The organism is Vibrio sp. 10N.286.49.C3, from assembly GCF_041469545.1.
Lineage (GTDB): Bacteria > Pseudomonadota > Gammaproteobacteria > Enterobacterales > Vibrionaceae > Vibrio > Vibrio tasmaniensis_A.
In genome coordinates this window covers 48,374-60,970 of the sequence record NZ_JBFRKT010000055.1, presented here as the reverse complement: position 1 = coordinate 60,970, position 12,597 = coordinate 48,374, and the positions used below count along the sequence as shown (strand labels likewise).

The following is a 12,597-nucleotide window of genomic DNA, read 5'->3' as shown; positions in this document are numbered from 1 at the left end:
AAAGTCTCTTTAATGACTGATTAAATGTTACCCACATAGGAACTTGATTGCAAAAGAGATTGTTGAATATGTCTATATTAGAGAGTGTTAATGTTGAACTAGATCGAAAATCCACGTTATTAGGCTTAACACAACCAAGTTATCGCCAAGCATACAGCGATAGAACAGCTTGGTTAATGGCTACTTTTTCAGAGCTAGCGTATATACGTTTTAATCCAGCACTACCAAGCAGGTTGCAGAAGATAGGATTAAGTGAAGCATTGAAACGGCTCGCAGATGGATCTACTAGCATAAATGTGTCTAAAGCATTATCTACTATAGAAGGTTTACTCTGGGATCATGACGAAGAAAAGAATAAACTAGTCAATGAGTTAAATACTCTTAATGAGACTCAGCTAATAAAAACCTTCAGTACTGAACTAGGAACCCAAGCAATATTGGTAGAAACCCCTACCTTCTATGTTTTGGCTTTTAGAGGAACTGAAGCTACGAGCCTTAACGATATAAAATCAGACGCCAAAGCTACAATAACCAAATGTAAAAGCCCAGGAAAAGTACATGAAGGCTTTCATGAAGCTTTTGAATCGGTTGAGGAAGAACTTAGTGTTGCTCTGAGTAAACTGACAGAGGCTAAACCATTGTTCATTACAGGTCATAGTTTAGGTGGCGCATTAGCAACAATTGCCGCGAAACGGTTAAAATTCGATTTTGGCATAGCAGCCTGCTATACATTCGGTTCACCAAGAGTTGGGGACAAAGAGTGGATTTCTACAATAAAGACACCGATTTACCGAGTTGTCAACGCTGCGGATTCTGTGACGATGCTACCACCCAATGGCCTAGCAATTGGTGCTATTAGTACGGGGGTTAGTTTCATACCTTGGGTTGGAGTCAAGGCAAAGGAGTTCTTATTAGAAAAGTTCTGTGGATATATGCACGGCGGTAATATGCGTTACTTGACAAACTGTAAGAAGGGTGAATATGAAGATGTTCAGCTACTTTACTCAGTCTCTTTGTTGTTCAGGCTAAAAGCCCTTTTAATAGGAAAACTTCCATACAAGAAGTTTCTCTCTGACCATTCAATCAGTATTTACCGCAAAAAACTAGAGATCGTTGCCATAAAGCGTAATTAAGCTTTTAAAGTATAATGTGGGCCTTGATTCCATCAAACTAATCTATGTTCCCTTTACATAGATTAGTTTGAATTAGGTGTTCAGCCAAAGTTAGACTCAACTAACTAGAATCCCCATCAAAGACGGTAGATTCATATGATCTAAACTAAACATAAAAGAGCTAGTTTGCCTATGTTGCTATACAAAGCTAACTATCAACATCCTTTATTAGTATGACGGGAAATTCTAGCACGAATATAAGCAGTCTGTTTTCTATAGGCCAATACCATCAAAATCCCTAACCCAGAAATAACAATAACTTCCATATTGTCATTGAGCCACGAGACGTTTAACGAGTATACCTTGGCACAACTAAGGCAAAACATCACAGAGCACAAAGTTCGAAACATATTGTTTTGCTCTGAAAGAGTAACAATAAGCCCGTCCTCTTTTGAAGCGGTTACATAGTCTGTGTAGTCTGCAAACTTAACAATTCGTAGCTTCTTGAGTATTGGTTCCACCAATACTGAGCCAATACGGCTTATGACCAAACCTATGAAATAGTAAAAGAATACACCTAAAACTAGATCCTCCTGCCTTAACGAAAACTGTGTAAGTTCCTCCAACAATACAATAAATAATGCCCCTGGAAACAAGTAATTAAACAAGTTATAAGATGATATCTTAGCGAGTAATTCATTCATTTTATGTCAAAATTCCTGTTGTACCCTACTTGCAAGTTGATACCATCAGCTCCTTTGATAAGCATCACAAATGGCAAAGGTTGTTTTTGTTTCGTAACATCTCTCAATGTACGCAAATCCGTGCCCGACTCTTTAGATGTTGAACAAGGATGTGAGTGCCATGTGCCTAGTGGCAACAACATCTCATTGCAATTGTCCATTAAATCGTTACATTCCCTATCTTTATCAATAGGTTCCAAAGTCAGACCTATTGGAGTTGACGTAAATGTGCCTTTCGATGCAAATACTATTGAGATACGGTTTAACTCCATGCTCACAAGTCCACATAGGTAGCCGCCTGCTTCATTTGGTGAATACTCATGTGTCACTAAATCGCATTTTTCAATAACAGAAGAGTGAATGGTAATATACCACTCTATTCCATTAGCATCAGTAACCTTTTTCTCCTCAAAACACAATTCGCCTTGAAGTGCTACTGGGACATATCCGCGAGGTAGACCATCATCATCTAAAACATTGACTCCCAGCATTGCTGTAGACTGAGACATTTGCTTTCTAATTAAAGGGACGAAGGTTGAAGCATGATTAAGTACCGAAGACCACGGTAAGGCCAAAGTTTCGCTACTACAACTCAAGCCTACTAATTTAGATTCTAGGGCGGCATCTCGAACTAACCATTGACGCAATGCTTCAACCCGACACGAAGACAAGAGCATATATGCATCAAGGTCTAGGATATCTGCACCTTCACCATTACTTTGCAGACATTGGATGACACCAATACGACCACTATCGGAAACATAAACTCGCGTTACTGCACATGAAGGACGTTCTTGCCATGAGCCGATGAGGTCAGTGCCCGTCGTATCTACAAGTAAATCTAGCTTAGAGCAAATGAGTTTTTCACTTTGAAGTTCAAAATGCTTATCGAACCCTTCAACCCCCTTTCGATGTTCTTCACTCAACTGTTTTAACCGATCAGCAACCATTCTTGCTTTAGTGGATAGCACGGGTGTTTCAAAAGTAGGATCGATACAAACATGACGAGCAGAGTTGTGTAATTCTATACTATCCCTATCCCATTGCTTAATTTTGAAAACACCAGATCTAGCCAACTGATCTGAGATAGCAGACCCTAAAGCTCCTGCGCCAATAAAACCAACCGAACTTTCGTTAGATTCAACCCCTGAAATTTGAGCTAACTCTCTTGGTCTCATTCGAGAACGTAACGACAGAAAATCTACCTGAATTTTTCGTTTACGATAGTGGATTAGAAATGGAAGTAACTCAATTTTTCTATGATCTTCATTTTGAGAAAGTCCCATAATTTCGGAGATCAACGCCTTAGGTCTACGTTTAGCAATAACAATAATAACTGCTCGCTCTTCATTGAAGCGAGAGAACTCAGACTCTACAATATCAGAAAAACTGTTAAACCTATCATCACAAGTAAACGCTTTAAGATCAGCTAAAGATTCTATTTCTCGACAGTCGTTAACATCATCTACACGATCATGATTGGGTACAATAACAAACGTACTTAGAGCTTCCAGCTTTTTGCCATCTATACTTGCCTGTTGCGTAGCACATTGACCACTTTTTCTTGCATTTACATAACTGCTAATGTTTTTGAGGTTAATATCTGAATTGCAGGCAGAAACACCAAATAGCGTCTCCCTAAACCTACTAAAAAAGACCTTTGTACTGAGTTTAAGTAACATCCCTTCATTTTTATGATTACACACCATCTCTTGCAACTTAGGTGCATTCACAACTAGGCTTGCACAGCTCGTTCGAGGGGATGGCTCCCATCCGTCAGTATTTAGATCCCCCAAAGATGCATCAACTAACCATTCTCGAAGTACATCAATAAGACTTTCGATACCTTTTTGCATGTATAAAGCGTCAGTTCCACCTTTTCGCCATAGGCAAATTGAAGCTGGAGAAGTCACCTTAGTTGGATTTAAGTGAGGTAGATCTCTAGGGAAGTCGTTCCGTATCGCTAGAATATCAGGCGCATTTCTCACGTCAGTTTTTGAGTAACTTAATTTTATTTTTTCTGGATTATGAATACGCTTGTCGCAAGCTTGAGGATAATGCGGGAATTTGATATCAAAACAAACCTCAATCGTATGCTCCAATACCTTAACAGAAGAAAGCAGCACTTCTTCATGCTGCTCTAATACCCTCACATCGTAACCAATCCAATCAGGTAGAGTTGGCATTTCAATTATCCGTATGTTGTAGGCTTGTTGACTGCGGACGCTTTAGTCGCATTACTGCTCTTTGTCTTCTTCTCTAGGGTTATACCTTTATCACTTAATGTAAAAACTATCGGTGCTGTTTCTCCTTCGTGGTCTGCTGTACAAAAGAAACGTTCTTTAGATTCATCGCTCTCAGAAGTCTTCAATATTGAGATCCACTTATTCTTAGCTTTGTAATGAGGTGGATTATCATCATCACGCTTAATTTTCTTGGAAGAAGAAACAACAAATGCTTTGCCTAATGGATGACTAAGGGCGCTAATCGCCTTGTCATTATCTACGTAGTCACTGTTTTTATCTGTTTTGTCATCTTTCTTTGCAAAAGGAGTCAAACTACAGTGATGTGGTGCCGAGCACAAATGCCAATCAAGATCTTCTTTTTCATAGTCAGTATCAAGGCGCTCCCATACCTCACATTCAGCGTCGCCGCCTAAAAGTATCTTTGTATTGTTCTTTTCGCCACTATAGATCCAACGCACCACAACACTGCTATTATTTCTGCTTTCGCCTTCAACCTCTTCGCTATTTGGCGCTAAAACCTTACCTTTAAGTTTAGTGCCTACCGAAAGGCTGTCACCTTCTTTGACGATATTTAAACGATTCCCGTCCTTATCAGCATCCTTAGTGCCTTTAAGTCGATTGCGACGGCGAATTTCATTTAATATAGCTCTTGATTGATCTGTTTTCTCTTCTGTCAACGCTCTCTCGGAACATACAATCTCACAGACTAACAGGGATTTCCCATCGTTTTTCCAATTGTCAGGAGTACCGCAATGAAATACATCGGAAAAACCCAAAACATGATCTTGATCTTGGTGAGTAGACACAAACAGGCTTAATTTGTTATCTGAACATGAATCTTTAATGTCATTATAAATATCATATACATCATCATCCGAAGTACGGTATTTAATATCGGTGAGTACTGCTTTGTAACCCGACTTAATTAAAATGCTATCACCATTGTCAACTGGTAAGTACTTAATATAATCTGCCATGGCAGCTCCTTGTCTATCAGTGGTTAAATGTCTTTAAAGCGATGAATCACCTGGTTGCTAGAGCCACGCCACAGCAACTCAGGATCATAATTATCTTGTTCAAATTTCCCGTCTATTAGCACATCGATATTGTCCACGATTGCCTGCTGCGTTAGATTCAATTCAGTCAAAATGTAACCAGTCCACATCCAGATATCTTTGTCTGGGCATTCTTGTTTTACTCTTAAAACCAATTGATAAATTTGCTCTAAATTAGCAGGATGAAGAGGATCACCGCCAGACAAAGATAAACCGCGCCTTTTAATACGTTTGTCTTTAAGATCTGCGATTATCTGATCTTCCATCTCTTGAGTAAATGGATGACCAGAATTTGGATTCAATGTCGATTTGTTGTAGCAGCCACGACAGTTATGCTCGCAACCTGCAACAAACAAAGTGCAACGTGTACCCTCACCATTTACAACGTCAACTTGCTGATATTTATGGTAATTCATAATATACTACATGTGCTTAACACGTCTAATAACTTCTTCTTGCTTACCTGAATTAAACGGGCGAGCGTCAGGAGAACCTAAGTAACCACAAACACGGCGTGTAACTGATACTTTTTTAGGATCGTGGTTGCCACACTTCGGACACGTAAAGCCTTTACTTGTACACTCGAACTCACCTGTAAAACCACACTCATAACACTCATCAATTGGCGTGTTAGTGCCGTAATATGGCACTCGGTCGTAGCTGTAGTCCCACACATTCTCTAGCGCTTCGATATTACGCTGCATGTTAGGGAACTCGCCGTAACAGATAAAGCCACCACTCGCTAGTTCAGGGTATGGCATCTCGAAGTCTATCTTGTCGTATGGATTAACTTTCTTCTGCACATCAAGATGGAAGCTATTCGTGTAGTAACCTTTGTCAGTCACGCTATCTAGTACGCCGAACTCTTTAGTATCTAGTGCGCAGAATCGAGTACACAAATTTTCAGAAGGCGTGCTGTATAAGCTGTAGCCCCAGCCACTTTGCTCTTTCCAATCATCGACTTTGTTCTTGAGGAACTTAACGATCTGGATACCTTTCTGACGAAGAGTTTCATCATCAAAAATATGCTCACCATCTTTAGCGTAAAGAGCGTTGATGGTCTCATGAATACCAATGTATCCCATCGAGATTGAAGCACGACCATTCTTGAATATGTCCAACACTTCGTCATCTGGGTTCAGTCGAACACCCAGAGCGCCTTCTGTATATAGGATTGGTGCGACTCGTGCCTTTACGCCACGAAGTCTGTCAATGCGTGTTTCGAGAGCACGACGAACAAGCTCAGTGCGCTCTTCCATGATTTCGTAGAACTTCGCTTCATCGCCATTAGCCTCAATAGCCATCCGAGGTAGATTAAGGCTCACTACGCCGAGGTTATTACGTCCTTCGTGAACTTCATTGCCATTCTCATCTACATAACGACCTAGGAAGCTACGGCAACCCATTGGTGCTTTGAATGAACCAGTAACTTCTACTACTTTGTCGTAGTTCAGAATGTCTGGATACATACGTTTTGAGGCACACTCTAGAGCAAGCTCCTTAATATCGTAGTTTGGATCTTCTTTTTTAAGGTTGATGCCATCTTTGATTGTAAATAGCAATTTAGGGAAAACCGCAGTCTTCTTGTTTTTACCTAGTCCTTTGATTCTATTCTGGAAAATTGACTTTTGAATGAGCTTAGATTCCCAACTTGTCCCTAGACCGAGGTTCACACTCAAGAACGGAGTCTGCCCATTACTTGAGAAAAGCGTATTGATCTCGTACTCAAGAGATTGGAATGCGTCGTAAACTTCCTTTTCTGTAAGTTTACGTGCATAAGCCTCAGGATTTGGTACATCCCACTCTTTTGCCGTAGCGAGATGCTTCTCATGACTGACTGTAACGTAAGGTGCTAGTACCTCATCTAGACGGTTCAATGTAGTACCACCATAAGTATGGCTAGCTACTTGCGCTACGATTTGGGCAGTAACGGCTGTTGCTGTTTGGATTGACTTAGGTGTGTCGATTTCTGCATTACCCATTCTGAAACCGTTCTTCAGCATGTTCTCTAGATCTACAATCATGCAGTTGAACATCGGAAAGAATGGAGAGTAATCCAGATCATGGTAATGGATCTCACCAATCTCATGTGCTTGAACAATATCACGCGGTAGCATGTGGTGTTTTGCATAGTGCTTAGAGATAATACCTGCAAGAAGATCGCGCTGTGTGGGAATGACTTTGCCATCCTTATTTGCATTTTCATTCAGTAGGTCAGCGTTGCTTTGATCTACCAAACCAGAAATTTCAGCACTTAATGCACTTGCTTTTTCACGTTGTATATCACGGTCATGACGATACTCAATGTAAGCACGAGCTACATCTTCATCTACATGCATTAATTCTTTTTCGACCAGAGACTGGATCTTGGAAATCTCTATTTCGACTTTACCATTCATCTTCTCGCATACGTTAGCGGCTACAATATCGCCAAGTTCGCGCTTAGGGCTGTTGATGCTTTCCGCTGCTGCTTGAACAGCATTCTTAATGAGTTGTGCGTTAAAGGTTGCTTTTGCACCGTCACGTTTAACCACAACTGCTAATTCGTGTTGCTTCATAATCATATTCATTTCTCCTTATAGTTTCATTTTCTGAGCTGCAATTTGAAAGGCTTGTTTTTGTGAGTTTTGTTTCTTTTGAAACTTACGAGAGTACTCTCTCGAAAAAACAGCCAACTCAGCGAGGTGAAATGAATTCTCTATTATAGAAAAATCCAACATTTTAGAGGCTTGAAGGGCTAAGGTGAAATCTCCTTGCTCTAGATAGTACGCACACACACATATAATTTTCATAAAGTGCTTTACTACATAATGACCGTTAGCCGTGTGTAGCGTGTTTACTTCGTATTCCAAAGACTGGAAAGCGTCGTAACACTCTTTCTCTGTACGAGATATAGCAAAAGCTTCTGGGCTGTGAATGTCCCATTCTTTCGCTAGTGATAGGTGTTTCTCGTAACTCGCCATTACGTAAGGTTCTAGAACCTCGTCGATACGGTTAATCGTTGTACCGCCGTATATGTGGCTTGCCACTTGCGCGATGATCTGTGCAGTTACCGCTGTCGCAGTAGAGATCGATTTAGGTGTGTCGATTTCCGCGTTACCCATCTTGAAGCCATGCGTTAACATGCCTTTAAGATCGATAAGCATACAGTTAAACATTGGGAAGAACGGTGCGTAGTCTAAATCGTGATAGTGAATGTCACCACACTCGTGAGCTTGTACGATATCACGCGGCAAAATGTGAGTTTTTGCATAATGCTTAGCCACGATACCCGCTAGCAAATCACGCTGAGTTGGGATAACTTTGCCATCTTTGTTGGCATTCTCATTGATCAGATCAACATTGCTTTCTTCGATCAGACCTTCGATCTCGCGAGTTAAAGCGCTTTGCTTTTCACGTGCGATGTCACGGTCATGACGATATTCAATGTAGGCACGAGCAAGAGACTTGTATGGTCCCTGCATTAGCTCGTTCTCGACCATGGTTTGAATTTCAGAGATATGAACTTCATCGTAGTCTTCGAGCTTCAACTCAACTGCTAATGCCACATTCAGAGCATAAATAGCAATTTCCTTATCGGTTTTGTCTGATGCTGCTTCCACTGCAGCTTGGATGCGATCTCTACTGAATGGAGCTCTTGAGCCATCACGCTTGATTACGATTGATTTCACCACTTCTCCTTACTCTTGAGGTATTCACAGACTTATCCACAAACACACTATAGAGCGATTTATCGTTTAACTAACACTAGATATTGTGGCGTATTTAACGAGAACCACCAACATTGAGTATTGATTTGGATCAATAAAATAGGCACGCCGAACAAGATAAATCCAATATTATTACGTGAGATCTCAAGTCGAAAAGAAACAATGTAACAATAAAAAAACTGCTAAAAAGAGTTGAATTTTCGGTAAGTGTTGTAGGATAACGGCTCAACTATATTGCACACCAAAATTAGGGATATTTGGGATGAAACGACTTCAAAACTGGACAATGTTAGGTTGCTTACTAAGTAGCCAGACTTTTGCTGAACCTTTAACCATATCCAGTTGGAATATCGAATGGTTATCAACCAATGAGGCTGTGAATAAGTTTTCTGACCAACGTGATCAAGCGGATTTCGATAAGCTCGAACAGTATTTCCAATCCTTAAATTCGGATGTGGTGGCTTTCCAAGAAGTCGATGACATCAATGCCATTCAGCGCATCGCTGGCGATCAATACAAGATATTGATGTCTGACCGGGCATTATCAGAAAACAGTAACCATCAGTTCAAAGAAGTGAATCAATACACAGGGTTCGCGGTTCGTAAAGGAATCATACTCACCGACTACGCTGACTTTCCTCTCGAATCGAGCGCTAACAGCAAGCTTAGGTTTGCCAGTTATATGGTTGTGGAAACGGATACAAAACCAATTCACATGCTGTCTGTGCATTTAAAGGCAGGTTGCAGCGGCGCTTATAAGTCGAACCGTGACTGTTCAAGGCTCAAAGACCAAGCGCAACAACTTAATAAGTGGATACAGCAAAGAGAACGCCAAGGTCAGGATTACGCAATATTAGGCGATTTCAACCATAACCTTTCTTACTCAAGAGATTGGATGTGGAAAGACTTAACTCAAAATGCCGATGCTCAGTTGGCGACAAGAAAAACTCGAGCAGATTGTAAGGTACGCTCTAACCGCAATAACCATCGCACACACCAGTTCCGTTCTGTGATTGATCATATTGTAGTGAGCAAATCCTTAGATGCCTCTCCTGCTAAACAGAAGGTCTTTGAAACGCAAGATGTGCTTGATTACAAACTTAGCGACCATTGCCCAGTTTCAACGACTATTAAATAGTAGATTTTAGATAACGGCAGATCATAGCTAACGGTAGATATAGAAAGAGGCTGACTGGCTTTTTTGCTAAAAGCGAGTCAACCTCTCTGTTTGGTCAGATAAGATCGAATCCTCTCAGCCATGCAATAAATGGTAGGCGCACTGCTAGCAGCTTTTATTGGTTCGACCCGCCAGCCACATCCCCACCAGCATGCTTAAGACGAACAGCCATACCGTTGGGTTACCCCCACTAAGGCTGGTTACTGCAGGGCCCGGGCAAAAGCCTGCAATCCCCCAGCCTAAACCAAAAGCAGTTGAACCTAAGATCAACTTTCTATCTATTAGTGGATTATTACTGCTATCTAAAGGTTCGCCATTGACGGCTTGAGCGCGCTTTTTAATGACCAAGTGATAAAACGGAGCGAAGACCAATAACGCGCCACCCATGACGAATGCCAAGCTAATGTCCCAGTCGCCAGCAATCTCTAAAAACCCAAGTACTTTGTTCGGGTCAACCATGCCTGAAATGATCATACCTGAGCCAAAAAGAATACCTGCGACCAAACCGATAACGATAGTAAGTGAAGAGTTTTTCATTACGCCCCCAAACCGATCAAGTTCTTAGCAAACACAGTTACGATTGCCACACCCATGAATACACAAGTAGCGATGATTGAGCGCTTGGACAAACGAGCCATCCCCACAATGCCATGGCCGCTAGTACAGCCATTCGCCATCTTGGTACCAAAGCCCACCAATAATCCGGCTATGATAACCACTGCGAAGTTGATCTCTTCTAATTGCGGAAGTTGGTAGCCTGTTGGAATCAATAACCAGCCGCTCACGACCATTCCGACAACAAAAGCAAGTCGCCAATGTTTTTCGGTTTTCTCAATGCTGGAGTCCGAGTTCGATTCGGATCCTGATTCTAATCTTTTGTTCTTTCTCGACGGTAACAAGCGGCCAACAATACCGCTAATTCCTGCTACTCGCCCTATTCCTAACATAAGAATAATTGCCGACGCGCCTAACAACATGCCACCGAACAATGCACCCCAAGGTATTAAACTCATCACTGACCTCTCTCATAACGTCGATTAACTCATCATCCTCAATTTAAATTAGAGTTTACTAATAAATATAAATTAGTCAATGCTAATGTATTGCTAGAATGTTTCGGTTTGTAAGTCTGGAATTAATAAGCGTCCTGCATGAAAAAAGCCCCTAGGCGTTAACCTAAGGGCTTATTATTTGATTCGGTTTATTGTGTCAGTTACTTAGTCTTGTTCTTTTCAGCTATCCACTGCGACATATACTTGGTGCTCGCCATGCTGTGGTGCTTAAGCATCGAACCAAAGAAGTTATCCAGTCGATGAGATTCAAGATCGGACTCTAACGCCGTTAATCGCTCAATCAATGTGTCGCCGAGTTGATTCTGCTCGTAGTGCGCTTCAAGGATTGAATGACATTGGCTTTGTGCTTTAAGCCACTTCTCTTCATCTTTGTATAAACCGACAGCTTGTTCAACAAACTCGTCGATGTCATCAGCCACTGCGCCCGGCCATTGCAATTCTCCTTGTGGTAACATGCCTTCGCTGCCGATTTCACTCGTCACGTTCGGAGTTTGTAACTTCATCGCATCAAGCAACTTGCCTTTAATGCCCGCGCCAAATCGGAGTGGTGCAACACACACACGAGCTTGCTCCATCACTTCTTGAGCGTCTTTCGCCCAACCTTTGATATGGAAACCGGTTTTAGGGTTGTGCAAAGCCGTTGCTTTCGGCGGCGGGTAAGATCCGTAAATATGAAGTTCAGTTTCAGGTAACTGTTTACGAATTTTCGGCCAAATCTTCTGTAACTGAAGCACAGCATCCCAGTTCGGTGCGTGTCTAAAGTTACCTATCGTCATGAAATGCTTACGTTCTTCAAAGCTTTTCGTGCTTTCAGGAAGTGTATTAAGATCAACCATGAACGGCAAGTGATGAAGCAGTTTTGGATCGATATTGAACTCAGATTTAAGCAGATCCATCTCGTAACTTGAAATGATCAACGAAAGATCACAGCGTAAGATTGCGGCAATTTCACGTTTAGCCAAGTCACTGTACAAATGCGCTTTGGTCAGTTCAGTCTCTTTCTTAACTGCTTCATGGCGCGCGTTACGTAGGAACTGTAAGTCTTCCGTATCCAGTAACTTAAAGGCATTCGGACATACTTTTTCCACGCGCCAACCAAACTGCTCTTCCATCATGAAACGGTCAAACATCACGACATCGGGTTGCAGCTCTTCAATGTACTGGTCAAAGCTATCGCAATTTAACTGTATAGATTGGCTCGTGATGCCCTCTTCAGAGAGATCGATCATGTGCTCGGTTTCTTGAGCTGGCGTTGCAAATTCAACGGACCAACCTTGTCTCTTGAACAGGCGTAAAAGAGACATCATATGGCTGCCAGCCGCCGATGAATTCGGTTCTGGCCAAACGTAGCCAATTGCTAAAACTTTCTTCAAAACACTTCCTAAGAAATAACAAAAGGGACGAGATCTGTCCCTGATTAAACGAGCACTATGGTGGTCGATTTATATCATGAGGCGAATCCGACTTAAAAGGCGAACTCG

9 protein-coding genes and 1 pseudogene are annotated in these 12,597 nt (G+C 41.6%); 2 read left to right on the top strand and 8 right to left on the bottom strand.

The features are described 5' to 3' along the window. The first annotated feature begins 47 nt into the window (after nt 1-47). Nucleotides 48-1,133, top strand: a complete 1,086-nt coding sequence (locus AB4180_RS19920; protein WP_372069640.1) for a lipase family protein — start codon at nt 48-50, stop codon at nt 1,131-1,133. 679 nt (nt 1,134-1,812) lie between these two features. Here the strand turns inward: AB4180_RS19920 and AB4180_RS19915 are convergent. The 5 genes and pseudogenes from AB4180_RS19915 to nrdD (AB4180_RS19895) form a co-directional block, all read right to left on the bottom strand. Further along, a complete protein-coding gene (locus AB4180_RS19915) occupies nt 1,813-4,041 on the bottom strand; it encodes a ThiF family adenylyltransferase (protein ID WP_017097610.1) in 2,229 nt (742 codons plus the stop codon). Nucleotides 4,042-4,046: 5 nt separating this feature from the next. Continuing rightward, a complete protein-coding gene (locus AB4180_RS19910) occupies nt 4,047-5,078 on the bottom strand; it encodes a hypothetical protein (RefSeq protein ID WP_017097611.1) in 1,032 nt (343 codons plus the stop codon). Between the two features lie 23 nt (nt 5,079-5,101). After that, nucleotides 5,102-5,572, bottom strand: coding sequence for an anaerobic ribonucleoside-triphosphate reductase-activating protein (nrdG, locus tag AB4180_RS19905; protein ID WP_017097612.1), 471 nt, complete (start codon nt 5,570-5,572; stop codon nt 5,102-5,104). Nucleotides 5,573-5,578: 6 nt separating this feature from the next. After that, on the bottom strand, nt 5,579-7,720 hold the full coding sequence (gene nrdD, locus AB4180_RS19900) for an anaerobic ribonucleoside-triphosphate reductase (RefSeq protein ID WP_017097613.1): 2,142 nt from the start codon (nt 7,718-7,720) through the stop codon (nt 5,579-5,581). A 249-nt stretch (nt 7,721-7,969) separates the two neighbouring features. Continuing rightward, a pseudogene (gene nrdD / locus AB4180_RS19895) lies at nt 7,970-8,827 on the bottom strand (anaerobic ribonucleoside-triphosphate reductase); the annotation flags it as partial. 301 nt (nt 8,828-9,128) lie between these two features. Here nrdD (AB4180_RS19895) and AB4180_RS19890 point away from each other — a divergent pair. Continuing rightward, the gene (locus AB4180_RS19890) at nt 9,129-10,004 is read left to right on the top strand and encodes an endonuclease/exonuclease/phosphatase family protein (RefSeq protein WP_102249602.1); all 876 of its coding nucleotides are present in this window, start codon (nt 9,129-9,131) and stop codon (nt 10,002-10,004) included. Nucleotides 10,005-10,148: 144 nt separating this feature from the next. Here AB4180_RS19890 and AB4180_RS19885 read toward each other — a convergent pair whose 3' ends face one another. The 3 genes from AB4180_RS19885 to AB4180_RS19875 form a co-directional block, all read right to left on the bottom strand. Continuing rightward, nucleotides 10,149-10,580 (bottom strand): YeeE/YedE family protein, encoded by a 432-nt coding sequence (locus AB4180_RS19885; protein ID WP_017102118.1) that lies wholly within the window; start codon nt 10,578-10,580, stop codon nt 10,149-10,151. Further along, nucleotides 10,580-11,056, bottom strand: a complete 477-nt coding sequence (locus AB4180_RS19880) for a YeeE/YedE family protein (protein WP_102249603.1) — start codon at nt 11,054-11,056, stop codon at nt 10,580-10,582. Before AB4180_RS19880 ends, AB4180_RS19885 begins: the two co-directional genes overlap by 1 nt. 200 nt (nt 11,057-11,256) lie before the next feature. Continuing rightward, nucleotides 11,257-12,489 (bottom strand): glycosyltransferase, encoded by a 1,233-nt coding sequence (locus tag AB4180_RS19875; protein ID WP_017101878.1) that lies wholly within the window; start codon nt 12,487-12,489, stop codon nt 11,257-11,259. Between the last annotated feature and the right edge of the window lie 108 nt (nt 12,490-12,597).

Bases quoted from the DNA above. Each gene is read 5' to 3' on its own strand.
- nrdD (WP_017097613.1), bottom strand. From the start codon at position 7,720: ATGATTATGAAGCAACACGAATTAGCAGTTGTGGTTAAACGTGACGGT.
- AB4180_RS19890 (WP_102249602.1), top strand. From the start codon at position 9,129: ATGAAACGACTTCAAAACTGGACAATGTTAGGTTGCTTACTAAGTAGC.
- AB4180_RS19915 (WP_017097610.1), bottom strand. From the start codon at position 4,041: ATGCCAACTCTACCTGATTGGATTGGTTACGATGTGAGGGTATTAGAG.
- AB4180_RS19910 (WP_017097611.1), bottom strand. From the start codon at position 5,078: ATGGCAGATTATATTAAGTACTTACCAGTTGACAATGGTGATAGCATT.
- nrdG (WP_017097612.1), bottom strand. From the start codon at position 5,572: ATGAATTACCATAAATATCAGCAAGTTGACGTTGTAAATGGTGAGGGT.
- AB4180_RS19880 (WP_102249603.1), bottom strand. From the start codon at position 11,056: ATGAGTTTAATACCTTGGGGTGCATTGTTCGGTGGCATGTTGTTAGGC.
- AB4180_RS19885 (WP_017102118.1), bottom strand. From the start codon at position 10,580: ATGAAAAACTCTTCACTTACTATCGTTATCGGTTTGGTCGCAGGTATT.